Source organism: Teredinibacter purpureus, from assembly GCF_014217335.1.
GTDB classification, from domain to species: Bacteria; Pseudomonadota; Gammaproteobacteria; order Pseudomonadales; family Cellvibrionaceae; genus Teredinibacter; species Teredinibacter purpureus.
On record NZ_CP060092.1, the window covers coordinates 1,302,792 to 1,322,040 of the forward strand.

The window sequence follows — 19,249 nt, forward strand, 5'->3', positions numbered from 1 at the left end:
TTTTATTGTTATGCGCGTTATAAACGCGCCAATAATTATCGTACTGTTAACGCGTTAAGTCTATAGTTGTTGGTCGTTTTTCGGTGTTTTTAGAATATTTTTAGTGCTGTGCGTTATCGCTCGTCGCTTCTAATTTTCTTCCGTCACGTTCAATGTAAAGCCATGTAGTCTTATCGCTAATCTGTGGGTTGCTGTCCTTAAACTTGACGATATCATTTTTTTGTTTTTCGCAGGCTTCACACCAGTCTGTGTAAAAGGTTAAGAAGACCGTCTCGGTTTCGTTCGAGCTAATTATTTTGTTTTTCTGTGCTTCCGATTCGAACTCAGACTGCTCCATTATTTCGCTAAACGATTGAGGTCTTTTCATAAAGCCTATTCGCCAGTATTTTTCATACTCGCTTATGGTCTTTTGTATTTCTTCTTCTGAAACGTTTTTCGCTCGCATATTTTTACTGATGTGTTTTCCGAGCATCTCTACGCGAGCGTTGGTTTCCGCAAGTATATGAGCATCCGTTTTTGGTGTGTACGAAATGTTACCTTCCGTAATGGCGGCGTTCAACTGGTTGTAAAAATCCGCTAGAAGCCCTCTGCTGTAGTAAGCAAGTTCGCCGCCTTTAAGGAATATGTAGGTTTCGGGCGTGCCTCTTAGTTTCTCTTCGTTAATATGTTCGTCTAACATTTTAATTCGGTAATCGCCTGCCGCAGAGGTGGCGAAAGAAAAAGTAAAAAGTGCAGCGAATAATAATGTATTTACGGTTTTCATGAGTGTTTATCTCCATGTTTGATAGTGCAAGTTATTTCAACATTGTTAGACGCACATAAATTTTTTAAATAATCTAGCTGTTCATTACGATTGTCTGATAAATCTACGTAGTCAAATACGATAAAATGGTTACCCTCCTTCCATTCATATAAATACCGTGGCATAACCTTGAAGGTGCGAAGTCTTTCTAATGTGGCCGTGCTGACTTTTGCCCACGCTAAGTATCCTTTAATGCTGTTATCTGGATAAGTAAATGCTTTGTAATTGCTGGACTCATACGAATAACGTAATGCAGTTCTAAGCCACGTTAGATGCGGGCCTGTAGGCACATCGTTAGTCTTTGTTGTGCGAAATTCGAAAAGAGAGTCGTTGTTCATGAGAGTAATATATCTCGTATCGATAATTGAAATAGACTAAAGCCAATTAGCGCTAGCGCGACGAATGTAATTGCGTAGGATAGCCGCCTTTGTTTCTGGGTTGCGAGAGGTCTTCCAACTGCGCCCGCTAAAGATTTTGATGAAAAGTAATCAATTTTTATGGGGGTAGTGTTTTTGTTTTTACGGAATAGATTATTCACTTTGAACCACCAAGGACATAACTTGTTTTTTTAGAACGCTTCTGGAGGCGTACATGATGACAATAAAGACGACGATAAAAAACACACAGTAAGACGCACTTGTTATCTTCCATTCAAACTGAGGCAGTATGTCGATGGTTTTTTGTAATGCAGTAAAAAATATGACGGCAATTAAGCCTCCAGCAAGCATTCCAAGCGATACAACTTTCAGTGTATCGGTGGAGGCTGTGAGCAATATTTCCTTTTCAGTTGCGCCGTAGATTCTTCGAATGGCAAGTTCATAAAGGCGAGAGTTAACCACTATTAGCGTTAAGCCAATAACCCCAAGTATGGATAGTAGTGCGGTTAAGCCTATAACCGAAAGCACTGCGACAAAGTTGGCTTGTTTTGCGTTGCGCATGGAGTTAAAAATTTTCTTAAGCTGGGTGACCCTGATAATGGACACTTGATATTTTTCACTTAGAATTTCGTTTATATCCTGTACGGTTAGGCGCTGTTCGCCGAGATAATCTAAAGTAATATAGTTTGCGTTTAGAAGGCCGTTCGCATAGACGATGGGTGAGTGCATGCTGTCCGAGTTGCCCGGTAGGCCTAGCGTATTTTTAACGATACCCGTAATCAGGCACTTATTATTTGTATCAATTGGAAATTGTTGACCTATTACATCAGTAAGCAATTTTTTGCTGTACATTATATTTGTCATTTCTTGGTTAATGACACACGTTGAGCCGACTGACGCGTGTTCGGCATCAAAATTCGAATAGCCTGCGACGAATTCGATGTGAAAGCGTTCAAAAAAAGTATTGCTGGCAGGCGCAACTCTAAAATTTCCCGATTGTGTTGTTTGGTGTATGGCGCCAAAAGGGCGAATCCCAGTACCTCCTAGCCAGTGCATAGGGCCGCCTCCGAAATAGATGACATTAATATCGGGCATCGCGTTTTCGAGATCTTGCGTTATCGCTTTTCTATCGGTAGGGGAGAGATCTAACGTTGTATTATTTGCTGTGGTGTCATTGGGTTTGAAATAGAGTTGGTAGGCGTCGCCAAGTTTATAGCCAGGATCTTCGAACGCAGAGTTGTACAATATCGTTGATATTGAAAATAGCCCTGTGAGCATAAAAATGGAAATTAATAGTTGGACGGTCATTAGGCCGTTTGCCAATGGAACGTTAACTTGCTTTTTACTCCCCTTACCGCTTGCGGCGAGGTTTCTGTGCGTGTTTTTAACGTCTAGGTAAACGAATATTAACCCGCTATAGATAAGTGCTTGTGCGAGTATGGCGAGAAAAGAAACGGCGATCGTCGCTCCGTCGATACTCACCGTGGATATCATCGGAACAAAATTTGTAGCGAAATTTGTTAAGTTGGAAACCACCAGCCCTGCGCCTAGAAGCCCTAACAAATAGGCGATGAGAAAAGTGGGTGCGTTTTCGGCTAGCGAGAGTAAGAATATTTTGAATCGGCTGGCACCTAAGCATAGGTGTATAGAGTATTCTTTTGAGCGAATATGGTAGTAACTTAGAAATATATTGGACAGATTAATTATTGTTACAAGAACTAGCCCAATGAGCGCTGAAACAAACAATAGGGTGACTTTATTGTCCATACCTAGCAGGTAATTTCTGAGGGTCTGAGATTTAAACTCCAATCGCTGTTGGGATAACCAGCCGTTGAAAGCTGCCCTTGCTGGATCGCTATCGGCTTTAGCAAGGTAATCGTTATACCATTGTTCGATTTCGGCGAACGATGGGTGTCCACCACCGCTATTGGGTTTTAGCAGTATTACAGAGTAGCCGCTGCCAATATCGTTGCTCTTGGTGGGTTCGTTTTGTGCTTGAGTGGTCTCGATCTTCCAGGCCTGATTGCCTTCAATGTTGGGTATGTCGCTAACAGTTTCGATTTTCCCGAGTGATATAAGGGTACCAGCAACGTGCATGGGTTGGTTGTTGAGAGAAATTACCGACCCCTTGTCGCTGTAGCGCCTTGCCCCGAGTGCGTCGCGCAGCTCAGTATTGATCCAAACGCCTTCGGCGGCGCTAGTGTTAAGTTCATGAGCATTAGCCATTATTGGAAAATCAATGACCTCAAATATATTGTCAGTAGCGGTAAATGAGGTTACGTCAATTCGTGCCTCGCCGGCCTGCACTTCTCCCATGGCAACGGTGAGCGCTGCCCAGTCGCCGTACTGGGAAAAATCCGACGAAAATTTTAAAAATGTTGGCTTGTCAAACAGTGCCAGTTTTGCGTTTCCGGAAATGGTGGCGTTGGCGGTTAGAGCGAAAACGCCTTCTAAATTAATAGGAATTTTCGCGGTATTGTCGCTAATATTTTTATGGATAGAAAAAAAGGTAATAAATACACATAACGATAGCCCAAGTGAGATTATCAAAGGCAAGCTCATTTGAGGCCGAAATATTATCCGCTGCAATCCAAGTTTAAGATACTCAAGCAAAAGCACGCGGAAGCCCTTCGGTAGTACATGCCGTAATCTGGCCGTCCAGTAAGCTCAACCTTCGGGAGGCGTAACGCGTATAGCTATCGTTATGCGTGACCATTACGATGGTCGTACCGGCGGCATTTAGTGTTGCCAGTAACGCCATAACTTGGTCGCCACTAACGCTGTCTAAATTTCCGGTAGGCTCGTCGACTACCAGAAGCTCGGGAGAGCTTGCTATAGCTCTCGCTATGGCGACTCTTTGTTGCTGTCCGCCGGATAGGTGTGCAGGCGATTTTTTTAGATAAGGCTTCATTCCCACGCTGTCTAATGCTTGCATTACCGTTTGTTCGATGACATCAGATGTGTCGCGCCGATAGCGCGAGGGGAGCGCAACGTTTTCAAAGACATTGAGTCGATCGATTAAGTTAAACGATTGAAAAACAAAACCAATATGTCTATTTCTTACTTGAGCGCGTTCATTCGGTGATAATGCCGCAGTATTGAGGTTGGCTAAGGTATAGGAGCCGCTCGTAGGTTCGTCGATAAGACCCAGTATGGAGAGTAGCGTCGATTTCCCACAGCCGGAGGGGCCCGTAATGGCTAGGAACTCGCCTTCATCTATATTGAGGTTAATACCTTTTAGTGCGAGTGTCTCTATGCCTTTCGCGCTGTATTTTTTAGTGATATTTTTTAGTTCGACGACGCTCACAGGTCTCTCCCGAATTCCTTACGGTTATTATTCAGTAATCTTTAGGGTTTCAAATTCACTGTATTGGCTTAAGTCAACTACCGCGAGTTTTGCAGATTCATTTACACCTCCGAGAACTACAATATTCCCCGAGCTTCTTTCGCCGAAGTGAACCTGCTTGCGCTGTAAAGTATTCGTACCGTCGAACACGTACACAAATGCGGCTGTGTTGGGTTGAACGCCGGGAATCTGCTCCACGTAGAGTTGGTCTTTTTGCGTAGTAAAAATAATTTTTCCGGTTAAACTTTGAGACGGTCTAAACTTCCCTTCAGCCTTGTTGTTTAATGTGGCTTCAACGAGAATATGTCCATTGACGACCTTGTTCTCGATTCTAGATATTTCCCCATCGACTGTTTGGCCGTTGGCACTGATAGTCACCCTGCCACCAGGTGTTATCTTATCGGCCTCATAGGAAGGTACTTTTAACTGCGCAATTAAGTCTTCGTTGCTACCCACTTTTGCGACAGACTGCCCCATGCTAACCGTTTCGCCCAACGCCGCATTTATTTCCTGTATTGCACCTGACATGCCAGCTGTAATTGACATTCCGCTAATTTTATCTTGCAAACGCTTAACAGACTTTTCGGCCTGAGATAGGGCAATTTCACGTTGTTGCAATTCAAACTTTTGCATTTCGATAAAGTGCTTTAATTTTTTATTCTCGAAGTTAAGTCGATCTTGCTCTTGCTTGGCCGCGAGCTCACTTTTCTTTAAGTTGATTTTTGAGGTGACTCCCCTTTGGTACAGTTCAGAGTCTACCGACAGATCTAGGCGAAGTCGTTCTAGGTTGGCTTCTATGGTTGCTATGCTGGCCAAACGATCGAGCATAGCGCTTTGCTGTTCGAATTCGAACGATTTAAAATTCGCTTTTTGTTTTTCCAAGTCTGATTTAGATTTTTCTAATGACTGCTCCAGCTCTAGGTTTTCAAGCACCATAATAATCGTGTCTTTTTCTACTCTTATGCCCGCTCTGGATACGATTTTAAGCACTTTTCCCTGTGCGGGTGCAGTGAGTACTTGCTCCACTGCGGGCGCAAACTGGCCGTAGGTGTCGACCGTAAGCTGCACATCGCCGCGCAGAACGGTGGAGTATTCAATCTCACGGCTATCAATTTCTTTTACGCCCCTGAGGGTTAGTGCGAATACGGCACTGGCAATTAGTGCGGCGAAAGCGAGTGATGCACTTATTAGAAACCACGGTTTTTCTTTTTTTAACTCAATTTGCATATCAAAAACGGACCATTAGTTCTGTTTCTTTATCTCACCATTTGGACAGCCATGATGTATCGTTTTATTTTTCCAATACATCGAAAGTAAGTTGGAAGCTGTTGTCTCACTTAATGGAGGGGGCGAGAGGCTGTGTTTACCGGTTTAATGACGCGGTCCTGCTATAGCGAGCCAATGTTATGGGTATATTGCACACGGTAATGGAAAAATATGCCTATACGGTTTAATACAAGGCATGTTAATTAATATTACTTCAACTGTTATTGATTTCTAGAAAGTAGACGCTGGGGAGCCTGATCGGTGAGGAAAGTAAGTGTATTCCGTTAACCGTTTTACCCTGTTCATGATATTTCTAAAGGTGAATTGGCACCTGCATTATATTTCAAATCACACTTGTATGATATTTTCCAGGCATCAACTTACTAGTACATTTTTATTATTCTTGACTATTGTAGGCGCAGAACTGTAAACCAATGGCTGTGTCTAGACAAGAGGTAATGATAATTATTGCGAATAAGGTTGCCGTGTTAAGTAGCGTGATTGTGGGGCTTACTGTATGCAATAGGGTTAGGGGCTGGCGGTAGGGGGCTTAGGGGTTGAAAGGGCGATGATATGCTTATAACTATTCAGTGACTTAGGATTGGACATAAAACAATCTGGTGTCAACGTTACTGTAATTTTATTGCTGAAAAAATAGATTGGCGAGCGGGCCACCGTAGATGTTTCGCATGCTTAATGGCGTTAGCAGGCTGCCGAGGATATTCTAATTAGACAGTATTTTTTCTTGGGTGGTCAGAGGGCGATTTTTTATTGCTCTTCAGAGCGATATAAAAAATAGAAGGCGGCACTCGATAAAGTTACTGTACTGTCCGATAAGGCTCGATATGTATTGTTTAGGCTGTAACAAGGTGTTGCCTTAAAATGTGTAGAGCAGTGCTGTGTTGATGATTTTTTGTAGCGTGTGTTGTCATTACTTTTTATGTGGCAGCCCAAGTTTAAATGCAGTCTCTCACGCTGCCATTACATTCAATCCTAAATTAATTTAGGGTCGCCCTCCATATCGGTGTCGGCTTTACTCCTCTTTTGCGCCCAGTCATGATTTTCCTGAATCGATTTTGCCGTTTCGCGCAAAAAAGCTTCAGGAGTTTTGTTGTTCATTATGTTACTCCATGCTCATCAATGGTAAACAGATTACACAACGGTTCTAAAAGTGTCTTTTTCCTGTGAGACACCCTACTCACTTGGGCTTGGTGATCGACTATTGCGTTCATATCGTCTGCCATCTCGGCTTCTACTCCTGCGCCGCCTACGAGGCGCTTCCGGTTTAGGGTTCATATTTGGATGTTCGCAATCTTGTTCAATTTGTTGATCCTTTACCTTGTCCTGTTCCTGTTGTGTGATTGCCGCTATTACCCTGTCGATTAGCTGCTCGTACTCCAATGTTGCTTTAATAATAGTAAGTGCAATCGTTCGAAGCGCACTGGGGTTCTTGCTTTCGATAGCGGTTGCAATTTCTTCGTTATTTTTAAGTTCAGTATTCGCTATTTCATAATAATCTGAAATAGCGCTGCCCAACTCTAGCCCATAGTCTTTCGTAAGGTCGGCCTGATTCCTCCATGTACGAAAGTTCCAATCCCGACCGTTGTTACGATAAATATTCGAAAACACGGCTGAAATGATGCGGCGAACGAGTGCACTTTCACCTCTTTCTTCCAAGAACCGCCCAAGGGCCGCCAGCATTCGCTCTGTACGCAATTTTTCTTGCGCTGCAATTTGCTCCGCAGACATGGTTCCGTCGGCTACCGCATAGTGGCCTTGATCCGCGAGTTCCTGGGTCATTAACGCCGAGAGGCCGTCTTGTTCGTGCCATGTAACTTTAACGCTGTTGGCTGCCTCGCCACCCTTACGGTCTCCATGAAACCATGTGGGGCGATAATCTGCAGAGGGGGCATCGATGGCGCAATTGTAATAAGGATCGGTCGCGGGTTGGGCGCCCCCAGCTTTGGGTCCCTTCAGCTTACTGGGGATAATAAATTTTCCCGAAGGCACTAGCCCCTCAAGCGATTTTTCTTGATCGTTTTTATCTCGGTATGCCCACTCACATACAAACTGCGCATCCGAGGGATTACCTCTAACCGCTACTTTGTAATAAACGCTGTCGTCAACGCCAGCTACCTTATTTTGCTCTTTCGCTATCGATAGCGCGTCTTTAACTCTATATTCTACAAAATGCGCATGCCTTCTATTCGCTCCTTTTGTTATTGGAAACAGATTTTCCGGCACACCAAGCCCACCTAGGTCGTGGCTTAGTAAGTGCCCTCTTGCCCAAGCGCCGCTGTTACACCTTGCCGCAAGCCTATCGAGATCTGTATATCGAGCATGTGACGGATCAACCGCACTGCCATACACTATGTCGTTTGGGTCCATCTTTGCTTCAGCTTCAGCGCCAACAATGCCTTTTTTACCGTTCCACGTTAAATTGGTGGTTTTGTGGGTTATTTTTGTGCCTTTGAGTTGCGCGGTAAGTGCGTTGTTTTGTATTCCGGTTACGGGTATATGTTGTGTTATTGGCAGCCCTATGGGGTGCGTACATAGCAGCGCCTTCGCGCCCATCACATCGGCTTCTTTTTCTAAACTTTTGTCATCATTTACCGTGGTTTCGCCCTTCATCTGAATGGTTGGTTTTACTCTTCCTTGCCGCTGCTGGACCACATGCCAAGCTTCATGAGGCAGGTGTTTTTCTTGCCCCTTTCCAAGATATATTTTTGAGCCTTGGGCATAGGCGTGCGCTTGCAGTTGGGCTGGTTTATCCGAGTTATAATGGACTTTTACGTCATTCATTGAAAAACCTGAAAGATTTTCAATGCCAGATTTTAAATTTTCAGGTAATCCAGTGTTGTTTTCGTTGTGTTGGATAGCCTGTTGTTTTTGAGGGGGGAGAATATTCGCCATAGCGTGTAGCTGAGTGGTTTGTTGTGGCTGAGTGACATTATTAACGATCTTTGGCAGTATACTTTGCGTGAGTATTTCAGAGGAGTTAAAGAGGGGGGTATCAGTAGTTTCGAGACTTGTTTTTTTCTCGGGCTCATTCGCAGTTGATGGGTTGTTATTAAGCTTTTTTTTCGCGTAGGTATGCATAATTAAATTCTGTTTTTTTATTTAATGCCCGATTAATATTTCTGCCGACTAGAAACATTATAAAATGGTGGTCAGCTACACGTTGACCGCTCGTTAATTGCGAATTCATTATAGGAGGGCTCAGGAAACTAGCGAAGAAAAAACACTATAGCCGCTCTAGTTTGGTCTGCAACGTAAAGGCGGTCAATCAACGTAAGCGTCATCATCTTAAGGCAATCGACGATGACACGTTGCTCGCCCATCTATAGATGCTTTATCGTTAGGGATAAGCGTTTAAAGGCAATGTTTTTCCCGCCCTTTAATCAATAATTCATTATGTACAAGAGGCTGCACCGATCTAGTAACAGAGTGTGGAAACTGAATTATCTCGTGAAGTGAAATTGACGAACGAACATACGGCAATGCCTGGCTCTCATCGTTTAAACCTGAGGATATCCCCTTTGAATGTTCGCTCGAGATAGTCGGTATGGCTAGGTTTGTGATGCGATGCGGTAAAACCAGATGCGCGCATGCGAGTGCTGAGTTTGCTTTTTCTTCCGCGTCCAGGGTCTACGATAATAACTTCACAGCTAGGGTTTGAATGGGATGTGATGAAATCGGCTAATAAATTAATATGGTCGTTTTCGTATAATAGATCGCTGCCAATAATTAAATCAAAAAACCCGAGTGTGTCGTTTTCGCTTGCCCAGTCTACTTGTTCATATGCGATGGCATTATCATTGTTAAGCAGAGTGTTTCTTCGTAGAAATTTACCGACTTCTGGGTGGTAATCGGTTGCTGTAATGTCATCGTGGCGTTTATTGAGTAGTAAGCTCGATAGGCCCATGCCGCATCCAATTTCCAATATGCGTTTTGAGCCGGTTTCGTAGTCGCAGATGAAGTGCGCGAGCACCATACTTGACGGCCAAACCACACCAAATATCGGCCAGGAAGCTGAGCTTATGCCAAGCTTTTCCGCGGTGCCTTTTGGGTCATGAAATTCTTGATTATCGCGTAGCGTACAGAGATGGATATCGATCTTTCCAAACTCAACGGTTTGGTAGCATAGTCGTAATTCAGTCATTGGCCGGCCTCAAAATTGGGCGCTGAGCCAACTACCGAAGATAGATAAATGACAAAACGAGAGCCTTCAGCTTATAGCACCTAGCTAATAAGGCGAATCAATTTCGCAAGAGGCCGTACGCTGAAAGGAGCGCTGGGTATCCGGTGATGTGTCATACCTTTATGCCGCGCGGTGCGGCGTATGGCGTGACGTTGATTGTAGTACGATCATAACGCTCATTGCCTTAACGGTGTTATTGGCGAAGCGGGTAACGTTGTATTCGGTAAAACCCGTTAGCATAGGGCGAATAAGAGCGGTTGAACGGGAGGATGGTTTGCGCATCGACCAAGGAATGTCGTTAATTTGAATAAGGATAGTTTTATTGTGAAAGCTATTTTTGCAGTTGTGCTGTTATGTGTAGTAGCGTCGGCGAGGGCAGTGCAGGTAGTGCATCTTGGCGCGCGGCTTACGCGGCAGGTCTTGTGAGCGAAATGGCCTCATTAAAGTGTGTGATACTAGGGGCGATGGCACATCGGCTGTGAGCGGAGCCTCTGGATCCTTGCAAGCTGATGGGCATTTGTCATAAAGGTGAGGCAGGATGATTAAAATAATAGGTTTGCTTTTTTACCGCACTGTTACTTATTTCTGGTGTGAATACGCCGAGGGTTAACGTGGCTCAGTATATTGCGCCTGAGGGTGAGGGGCATGCAAGAATTCGATTTGTACATAATGACCCTTATGTTTTTAGCAAGGGGGCTCCCGTTTAAGATGGCTGTTTGATTTTTAATTCGGTTGTGGGCGATTTTAAAACGTTCAGTGCCATTAAGTATGATGACCCTTACGCTTGCACCGATATGAGTGTGTTGGGTATGTCGGATGATGTTAAGGCGTTTGTACCGATAGCATCTGGAAGCGCCGTAACGTTTGTTGCCACTATTATTGAGTGGGCCGACGATAGAAGAGCCAATTACCCCAACAAATTTTCGTTTATACCTGAGGCAGGAAAAGACTATACGGTTAAGCTTTCGATCAATGTTAAAGATATTACCTATGGGCAGTGTGACTTATCTGTTTTTGACGGTGGTAGTGTAACGTTTATCCAGATAATTTCACGGCCGAAATCGCCTCCATATTGGACCAAAACCAGCTCGCGTTGCGATAAACAAGAGTTTGAACAGGTAAAAACAGCCGAGCTAGGGACAGAAGCCTCTAGATGTTTGATTTATGTTGGGGGTTATAGTTGCTAGCACGAATTCCGCAGGTGCTTGAGTTGCAGCAGCGTTAAAGCGCGTTATTTTAGTGGCTTTTTCGGCTCGTAAAAAACTGCCTCTGCTTTTGATAAAAGCGAAGAGGCAGTGCTGTGTTCGGCTCTATTAAAACAGTATTAAGCTGTCTTTATTTCAACGGCTTATACTTCATTCTTTTGGGTTGCGCATTCTCACCTTTACGCGCAACGAAATCTTCGTGGTACTCGGTGTAATCACCTTCAAAAAAGACTAATTCACTGTCGCCTTCGTAGGCCAATATGTGTGTCGCAACGCGATCGAGAAACCATCGGTCGTGCGAGATAATGAGTGCACAACCTGGGAAGTTTTGAATGGCGCCTTCGAGCGCGCGCAGGGTTTCAACATCAAGATCGTTTGAGGGTTCATCGAGTAATAAAACGTTTGCGCCTTGTTTTAAGGTGTTAGCAAGATGTAAGCGGCCGCGCTCACCACCGGAAAGGTCGCCTACGCGTTTTTGTTGGTCGGTGCCCTTAAAGTTAAAGCGTCCTACATAGGCGCGAGAACTCACCTCGTAAGAGCCAATTTTTAGGAGGTCTTGGCCGCCCGAAATAGATTCCCAAACGGTTTGGCTATCATCAAGGTTTTCGCGCCCTTGTTCAACGTAAGCTACTTTAACGGTTTCCCCAACAACAATGTCTCCGCCGTCGGGTTTTTCGGCACCGGTAATCATGCGGAATAAGGTGGACTTACCTGCGCCGTTACCGCCAACGATACCCACAATGGCCCCTTTGGGCACGGCAAAGGTTAAGTTGTCGATTAGTAATTCATCGCCAAAAGCCTTGCGTACACCGTTGAATTCTATAACTTTATCACCCAGACGCTCGCCGGGTGGAATATAGATTTCGTTGGTTTCATTTCGAGTTTGGAATTCTTGGCTTTGCATTTCTTCAAAGCGCGCTAAGCGTGCTTTGTTTTTGGCGTGACGCCCTTTAGGGTTTTGTCTCACCCATTCCAGTTCGGCTTTCATCGATTTAATATGAGAGGCTTCGGTGCGTTTTTCCAATGCTAGGCGTTCTTCTTTTTGCTCTAGCCAGAGCGAATAGTTACCTTCGTAAGGAATGCCGCGACCACGGTCAAGTTCTAGAATCCAGCCTGCGGCGTTATCGAGAAAATAACGATCGTGCGTTATTGCCACAACCGTTCCCGAAAAATTCACCAAAAATTGCTCCAGCCAGTAAACTGATTCGGCGTCCAAGTGGTTGGTGGGTTCGTCTAGTAGCAACATGTCGGGACGTGAAAGTAATAAGCGGCACAACGCTACGCGTCGTCGTTCACCACCTGATAGTTTAGAGACATCGGCATCCCAAGGGGGGAGGCGCAGCGCGTCGGCAGCAACTTCGAGAGTGTGATTAAGGTTGTGAGCATCCCATGCTTGAATAATATCTTCGCAGCGCGCTTGTTGTTTGGCGAGTGCATCAAAGTCGGCGTCGGGCTCGGCGTAGTCGGCGTATACCTTATCAAGGCTGGCAAGGGCTTCCACGGCTTCGTGTACCCCTTCTTCTACGTTGCCGCGTACATCCTTTTCGGGGTTAAGTTGCGGTTCTTGTGGGAGATAGCCGACTTTAATATTGGGCATAGGGCGGGCTTCACCGATATAGTCATTATCGATACCTGCCATTATGCGCAGCAAACTAGATTTACCCGAACCGTTCAAACCGAGGACTCCGATTTTGGCGCCAGGGAAAAAAGACAGAGAAATGTCTTTCAGGATTTCGCGTTTAGGGGGCACTATTTTGCCCACGCGGTTCATGGTGTAAACATATTGCGCCATTTAAGCTCTCGCTCCGAAGGTTGTGTTAATGCGTGTTGGCGGGAAGGAAATTAGGCGCAACTTAACTCAAGCAGCGCGCAAATTCAATTACTGGTGAGGGCAGGGATTAGTGCGTGCTCCATTCGTGCTCGTCAGCAACGAGCGCCAAGGAAATAGAGCCAACACTGGTATAAATACCCGCGGCTAGGCTTGCGACACTGGGAATTATTTTTATTTTTCGAGTGGCGGCCGTATGTTCGAGTTTGGTATAGCCAGGTAGTGCTTTCAATTCGTGCAGTAGGCCACCGTAGCTTATCGTAATAAAGGGGCTTAACAGCCCTCCATCGTTCATGTGCCCGCAGGCGTGGTTGAACAGCGCTTCAGCGGCTTTTTCGAACTTACGAATTTTTGCGAGACGTTTTGAACTGTCGTTGCTGTTTAATATGATGGGATGAATGCTAAGAGTGTTGGCCACGAGCGCTTGTGTCCAGCTCACATTGTTTTCATTGCGCTCTTTAGATCGCTCCCACGCGGCGAGCGGAGACCGAGGAAGAATAAATGTCTGGATTTTCTCTGAAAGCACATTCATTTGGCGGCGAACGTCGTCGTAATCGATACCTTTCGTTAGACGTCGTATAGTTTCTACCGCCATTAAGCCTTGGCCTGCGAAAACGGTACGGCTGTCTAACACGCGTAGCGTAATGTTGTTGTGGCTATCGAGCGATTGTTGCACCTTAGCAATCGCTGAAGTGGCGTTTAGGTAGGTATCGCCCTGAGTACGGTTAACCGTTTGTACGATAATCTGCTCGTAGCCGTTATTTATGTTGTCTCGAATACACCGCTCAAACGTATCGACAGACGGTGGCGTAGTGAATACTTTATTTTTATGGCTAAATTTGCCCGAGGAGAAAAGTGCTAACGCGCTTGATTCTTTGCAAGGGTCCGAGCTTTCCTGCCCGTCGAACGTGTAATTTAACGGGGCGAATGACACATGGTATTTGTCGCAGATAGATTGCGGTAAGCTACAGGCTGAATCAACGATAATGGCTGTCTTTGACATAGTAAGATCCCTTTTCTGCCCGTGTTGGGCGCCAATTTCGGCATCGCCGACGGGATAGCCATTCACTACCCGTTTTAAGGCGGCTTTATGCCTTACGAATTGTAAGTGATTAGATAAGCAAGAAGGGCGTGAGATTGGCTATGCATTCATGTACAATCCGTGCCCTTAATTTTCCCCTCCTACCCTCTCCGCGGAGCCGCCAATGTTTGATAAAACCCAGACCATTGCAGATTTTGACCCTGATGTATGGAACGCCATCGTTGATGAAGGCACCCGTCAGGAAGAGCATATAGAACTCATCGCCTCAGAGAACTATACCAGCCCAATGGTAATGGCTGCTCAAGGCACCAAACTCACTAACAAGTATGCTGAAGGTTATCCGGCAAAGCGCTATTACGGTGGTTGCGAGTATGTAGATAAAGTTGAAGCACTTGCTGTTGAGCGTGCAAAAACGTTATTTGGTGCAGATTACGCAAACGTACAGCCGCACTCCGGTTCACAGGCTAACTCTGCGGTTTATGCCGCCTTGTGCTCGCCTGGTGATACGGTTCTGGGTATGAGTCTAGCCCATGGTGGCCACTTAACCCACGGCGCGAAGGTGAATTTTTCGGGCAAAATGTATAACGCGGTTCAGTACGGTTTGAACGCTGACACTGGCTTAGTGGATTATGACGAAGTGGCCTCTTTGGCGCGTGAGCATAAGCCCAAGATGATTGTTGCTGGTTTTTCGGCCTATAGCCAGGTGCTGGATTGGCAAAAATTCCGCGATATCGCAGACGAAGTAGGCGCTTATTTGCTCGTCGACATGGCACATGTTGCAGGCCTTGTGGCCGCAGGTGAATACCCTTCACCCGTGCAAATTGCTGACGTTACGACGTCGACAACGCACAAAACCTTACGTGGGCCTCGTGGCGGAATTATTTTGGCACGTGCAAACGAGGCTGTTGAGAAGAAATTGAATTCAGCGGTATTCCCCGGTGGTCAGGGTGGCCCGCTAATGCACGTTATTGCGGGTAAAGCGATTAGCTTTAAAGAAGCGATGAGCGACGACTATAAAGCGTACCAAAAACAAGTTGTTGTGAACGCTAAAGCAATGGCGAAAACGTTTCTTCAGCGCGACATTAAAATTGTATCCGGTGGAACCGAAAACCATTTAATGTTGGTTGACCTTATTGGTAAAGAGTACACCGGTAAAGACGCCGATGCGGCATTGGGTAATGCCAACATTACGGTCAATAAAAATGCTGTGCCAAATGACCCTCGTTCACCCTTCGTAACCAGTGGCTTGCGTGTGGGTACTCCCGCGATTACAACGCGTGGGTTTGGTGAGGCCGAGTGTGTGGATCTAACACATTGGATGTGTGATGTATTAGAGAGTTTGGAAAAGGGCACGTCTGAGCAAGTGATTACCGAGGTGAAAGCGAAGGTTCTCGCGTTGTGCGCCAAATTTCCGGTATATGCAAACTAATAATGTTTCGGTAGCAACGTTACGTGAAAAAGCGCTCAGTTAGAGCGCTTTTTTTTCGCGTGTGAATTGATGATAGATTCACGGCTAAGGGTGAGATGTAATGGTGGCGTTTTTCTAGCCTAAAGCAACGTTATAGTGCGCCATCGCAGTGGCGTGGTGTCGAGCGTTTAGTGGGGACTAAGAGGGGCTCATTTAGGTGGCTAACGCAAGCTTGATGCGTGTTGGGTGTGGCCGCTCGTTCTTAGCTAAAATAAAGGCTTGAAAGGGTTATTATTACTTGCTTTAGCATCAAATTGGTTTACATTCAAAAACTACACAGCCCAGACATAAGGAGTAGGTGTTTTGAGTGAGAGCAGCCAGAAATTGTTGGTTGGTGCTTTGGAGTACTGTGACCTTCCTGAATTAGAAATTAGTCGGTTAACTATTCGCGTAGATACGGGTGCGCAAACGTCCTCGTTGCACGTGGATAACATTGTTGAATTCGATCGCAACGATAGGCGGTGGGTTAGTTTTGATATTCACCCCGATATACACGATGTGGCGAAAGTTTTGCGCCGGGAGGCAAAAGTAAAAGCCGAACGTACTATTAAAAGTTCGAATGGCACGAAACAAAAACGTTATGTGATAGACACTCTAATGATGTTGGGTGGGCTGCAGTGGCGAATACAGCTGTCGCTTACGGATCGGTCTGGCATGACCTACCTAATGCTACTCGGCCGAGAAGCCATGGAACAACGAATTTTAGTTGATCCCAGTGAAGAGTACTTGCTGAGCAAATAACAGCCCAGTTATAGCGGCGCATTAATGCCGCAATCTTATCTCTATACCGTGAGGATGTTATGTTAACGACCTATTTATTCGACGTCGACAAAGTGGAACTAGGTGACTTTGATCCGCTATACAAAAAATGGTCTGCGACACCGGAAAAAACATTATGGGTGGATGTGACGCTGGAGGACCCTCATGAGTTTACTACTTTAACGCAGCTGTTTGATTTACATGTGCTAGCCGTTGAAGATGTCGTACGAAAACGACACCCGCCTAAAATTGAAATTTTCGAAAATTGCATATTCATACTGTATCGCGGTATAGCCAGCGCAGACCCTGGTCTGAATTTTGAGCATATGCAAATTGGCCTATTTGTTGGCAAGAATTTTTTAATTACAGTGCATCGAGAAACGTCGTTAGGTATCAGTGCGGTTGCCGATATCGTCAAACACTCCGAAAAAATTGTGCAGCATAAAAAATATGTCACTACAGAAAATCAAATATTGCCGCCATTACAAATTGCGTTGAATATTTTACATGCCTCTTCGGCGCGATATTTAGACAATATATTGGAGTTCGAGTCCCGCTTGAGTGAGGTTGAAGATCAACTGCAAGAAAAGGGTGACGATACGTTGTTGTCAGAATTAACCCTTTATAAGGCGCGTTTGCTCAAACTGCGTCGAACGTTCGATTACCACAAAGGTATTATTGAAACGCTTAGAAACGAAATAGATGAAACTGTTATAGAGGATGTGGGCTATTTTGAACATCAGATTAATGACCTTAATGATCGGTTTACGCGCATTTATACGCTTGTGCAAATGCACTACGATATTTGTGGTGATTTAATCGAAGGTTATTTGTCGGTAGCGTCTCATCGGCTTAACGTTACTATGCGAGTGCTCACGGTAATTACCGCTGTTTTCGTGCCGCTTAGTTTTATTGCTGGTGTCTATGGTATGAATTTTAATCATATCCCCGAGTTACAGTATCGTTATGGCTATTTTGTTTTGCTCGCTGTTATGGGCCTTCTGGCGAGTACGCTGTTATTTGTTTTTCGTCGTAAAAAATGGATTTAGAGGTAATTACTTATGACGTTATCATGGTTAGAGTTTGAACTGTTTAGTGTCGGCGATTTTAGTTTTACGGTTGTACGGCTACTTAGCTTTTTGCTGATTATTATTTTTACGCTGTTGGTTTCTAAGGTTGTCAGGCAAGGGTTGAAGCGTCTTCAGGGCGGTGCTTTTGAGGGGGGCGCAAGTCTCTACGCGTTAGGCCGAATAATCCATTATATTATTTTAGTGGTCGGGTTTCTTATTGCCGTCTCTACCTTGGGCCTAGATGTTGGTAAGTTGGCGCTGCTGGCCGGTGCGCTGGGTGTTGGTATTGGCTTAGGCTTGCAGGGTATTGTTAATAATTTTGTTTCTGGCGTGGTAATTTTGCTCGAACGAAGTTTAAAGGTTGGTGACTTTATCGAAGTGTCGTCTGGTTTGGTGGGCGAGGTATTGGAAATCAATATTCGCTCTACACTTATGCGCACAAATGATAACGTCGATATTTTAATTCCAAACTCAGAGTTAATTGGGGGAATGGTTACCAATTGGACATTAGAGGAAAACGTACGGCGCTTTCGCATTCCCTTTAGCGTGGCCTATGGGTCTGATAAAAGCATGGTTAAAAAAGCGGTATTGGAAGCCGCCGCTAAGGTACCTTACACGCTAACTAGCCAAAACCGAGAGCCTATAGTGTGGATGACGGGGTTTGGCGATAGCAGTTTGAACTTTGTATTAGGGGTATGGGTAACGCCAGAGCAAGTGAAGCGACCTACCGCATTAACGTCTGATTACTTATGGGCAATAGACGATGCTTTTCGGCAGTATAAAATTGAAATTCCTTTTCCTCAGAGAGATGTGCATGTACGCAGCGGCCTCGATGGTTTATCGAAGCCACGCGTGTAAACGTTAAAGAAAGCCCCCAGAGTGGGGGAGTAGGTTGTCGTGCATTAATTCAATGTGTTCCGCGACTTCGTCGGGGTCGTTAAAAAATGCTACGTGATACATCGCCTCGCCTTCTTGTACGAGCGGTATATTTTGTTTTCCAATAATAACGCCTGTACGGTTCGCCAGTACCTGATCAACATTCTTGCCAAAGACATCGCTCACATCGGCGAGTACGTCGCCTTTTGAAACATGGTCACCCAATTTCTTTTTGTCCATTACAAACCCGCTAGAGGGTGCGCGTATCCATGCGCTGTTATCTGCCACAAAGGGTGGCGATTTTGGTGTGCTGAGTTTTCTTTTTATCATGCCTAAATGCGACATTATATTAAGTACGCCATTAACGCCTGCACGAATGGATAGCTCATCAAATCGTAAGGCTTCACCGGCTTCATATAGCAGTATTTTAATGCCACTTTCGCAGGCAGACTGGCGCAACGATCCATCGCGTAAGTTTGCATTTAATAGCACTGGTACACCAAAGGCTTCTGCCATGGCGAGTGTTTCTGGATCGCTCAAGTCTGCACGCACCTGCGGTAGGTTACTGCGGTGAATTGCCCCGGTGTGTAAATCTATTCCGCAATCACATTGTTTAACAATTTCGGTTAAGAATAAATTGGCAACTCGCCCCGCCAGGCTACCTTTAGGCGAACCCGGAAAGCATCGATTAAGGTCGCGGCGGTCTGGCATATAGCGTTCTTGGCTTAATACCCCATAAACATTCACTATGGGCACCGTAATGAGTGTGCCGCTTAAGCTTTTAATGCTTTTGCGGTTGATAAGCCGGCGAATAATTTCAATACCATTCAATTCGTCGCCATGAATAGCGGCACTTACAAACAAGGTTGGGCCCGGTTTTTTTCCACGAATAACATGAATTGGTATATTGATTTCAGTATCGGTATACAGGCGCGCAACGGGCATTTCTATTTCAGTAACCGTGCCGGGTTTTAGTGTTTGACCCGCAATAGTGAGGGTATCTATGTTG

The 19,249-nt window shown here is 45.2% G+C and carries 17 protein-coding genes; 6 read left to right on the plus strand and 11 right to left on the minus strand.

Annotation, left to right across the window (positions count from 1 at the left end):
* Window positions 1–100: 100 nt before the first annotated feature.
* From H5647_RS05790 to H5647_RS05820, 8 genes are all read right to left on the minus strand, one after another.
* The gene (locus tag H5647_RS05790; RefSeq protein ID WP_045857040.1) at window positions 101–763 is read right to left on the minus strand and encodes a thioredoxin domain-containing protein; all 663 of its coding nucleotides are present in this window, start codon (window positions 761–763) and stop codon (window positions 101–103) included.
* Window positions 760–1,140: a hypothetical protein gene (locus H5647_RS05795; protein ID WP_045857042.1), complete on the minus strand. Its 381-nt coding sequence runs from the start codon at window positions 1,138–1,140 to the stop codon at window positions 760–762. Before H5647_RS05795 ends, H5647_RS05790 begins: the two co-directional genes overlap by 4 nt.
* 192 nt (window positions 1,141–1,332) lie before the next feature.
* On the minus strand, window positions 1,333–3,729 hold the full coding sequence (locus H5647_RS05800; RefSeq protein ID WP_162926296.1) for an FtsX-like permease family protein: 2,397 nt from the start codon (window positions 3,727–3,729) through the stop codon (window positions 1,333–1,335).
* A gap of 55 nt (window positions 3,730–3,784) precedes the next feature.
* Window positions 3,785–4,486: an ABC transporter ATP-binding protein gene (locus tag H5647_RS05805; RefSeq protein ID WP_200911638.1), complete on the minus strand. Its 702-nt coding sequence runs from the start codon at window positions 4,484–4,486 to the stop codon at window positions 3,785–3,787.
* A 27-nt stretch (window positions 4,487–4,513) separates the two neighbouring features.
* Entirely contained in the window at window positions 4,514–5,752 is a 1,239-nt protein-coding gene (locus H5647_RS05810) for an efflux RND transporter periplasmic adaptor subunit (RefSeq protein WP_045857048.1), read from the minus strand.
* Window positions 5,753–6,784: 1,032 nt separating this feature from the next.
* A complete protein-coding gene (locus tag H5647_RS22310; protein ID WP_268871342.1) occupies window positions 6,785–6,910 on the minus strand; it encodes a hypothetical protein in 126 nt (41 codons plus the stop codon).
* A 75-nt stretch (window positions 6,911–6,985) separates the two neighbouring features.
* Entirely contained in the window at window positions 6,986–8,890 is a 1,905-nt protein-coding gene (locus tag H5647_RS05815; protein WP_082086964.1) for an eCIS core domain-containing protein, read from the minus strand.
* A 412-nt stretch (window positions 8,891–9,302) separates the two neighbouring features.
* Window positions 9,303–9,953, minus strand: a complete 651-nt coding sequence (locus tag H5647_RS05820) for a class I SAM-dependent methyltransferase (RefSeq protein ID WP_045857049.1) — start codon at window positions 9,951–9,953, stop codon at window positions 9,303–9,305.
* Window positions 9,954–10,101: 148 nt separating this feature from the next.
* Here H5647_RS05820 and H5647_RS05825 point away from each other — a divergent pair, with 148 nt between their 5' ends.
* Window positions 10,102–10,299 carry a hypothetical protein gene (locus H5647_RS05825; RefSeq protein WP_162926297.1) on the plus strand — a complete coding sequence of 66 codons (198 nt, stop codon included), beginning with the start codon at window positions 10,102–10,104 and terminating at the stop codon, window positions 10,297–10,299.
* 409 nt (window positions 10,300–10,708) lie between these two features.
* Window positions 10,709–11,179 carry a hypothetical protein gene (locus H5647_RS05830; RefSeq protein ID WP_045857051.1) on the plus strand — a complete coding sequence of 157 codons (471 nt, stop codon included), beginning with the start codon at window positions 10,709–10,711 and terminating at the stop codon, window positions 11,177–11,179.
* A gap of 148 nt (window positions 11,180–11,327) precedes the next feature.
* On the opposite strand, the gene ettA is transcribed toward H5647_RS05830, so the two are convergent.
* Window positions 11,328–12,989: an energy-dependent translational throttle protein EttA gene (gene ettA, locus H5647_RS05835; RefSeq protein ID WP_045857053.1), complete on the minus strand. Its 1,662-nt coding sequence runs from the start codon at window positions 12,987–12,989 to the stop codon at window positions 11,328–11,330.
* A 106-nt stretch (window positions 12,990–13,095) separates the two neighbouring features.
* The gene (locus tag H5647_RS05840) at window positions 13,096–14,028 is read right to left on the minus strand and encodes a DegV family protein (RefSeq protein WP_045861120.1); all 933 of its coding nucleotides are present in this window, start codon (window positions 14,026–14,028) and stop codon (window positions 13,096–13,098) included.
* 202 nt (window positions 14,029–14,230) lie between these two features.
* On the opposite strand from H5647_RS05840, the gene glyA reads away from it, so the two are divergent.
* From glyA to H5647_RS05860, 4 genes are all read left to right on the plus strand, one after another.
* A complete protein-coding gene (gene glyA, locus H5647_RS05845) occupies window positions 14,231–15,496 on the plus strand; it encodes a serine hydroxymethyltransferase (RefSeq protein WP_045857054.1) in 1,266 nt (421 codons plus the stop codon).
* Between the two features lie 342 nt (window positions 15,497–15,838).
* Entirely contained in the window at window positions 15,839–16,276 is a 438-nt protein-coding gene (locus tag H5647_RS05850) for an ATP-dependent zinc protease family protein (RefSeq protein ID WP_045857056.1), read from the plus strand.
* Between the two features lie 59 nt (window positions 16,277–16,335).
* On the plus strand, window positions 16,336–17,343 hold the full coding sequence (locus H5647_RS05855; RefSeq protein ID WP_052691888.1) for a magnesium transporter CorA family protein: 1,008 nt from the start codon (window positions 16,336–16,338) through the stop codon (window positions 17,341–17,343).
* Between the two features lie 12 nt (window positions 17,344–17,355).
* Complete coding sequence (locus H5647_RS05860) at window positions 17,356–18,222, plus strand: mechanosensitive ion channel family protein (RefSeq protein ID WP_045857058.1); 867 nt, start codon at window positions 17,356–17,358, stop codon at window positions 18,220–18,222.
* A gap of 3 nt (window positions 18,223–18,225) precedes the next feature.
* Here the strand turns inward: H5647_RS05860 and H5647_RS05865 are convergent, their stop codons facing one another.
* Window positions 18,226–19,245 carry a succinylglutamate desuccinylase/aspartoacylase family protein gene (locus H5647_RS05865; RefSeq protein WP_045861122.1) on the minus strand — a complete coding sequence of 340 codons (1,020 nt, stop codon included), beginning with the start codon at window positions 19,243–19,245 and terminating at the stop codon, window positions 18,226–18,228.
* Between the last annotated feature and the right edge of the window lie 4 nt (window positions 19,246–19,249).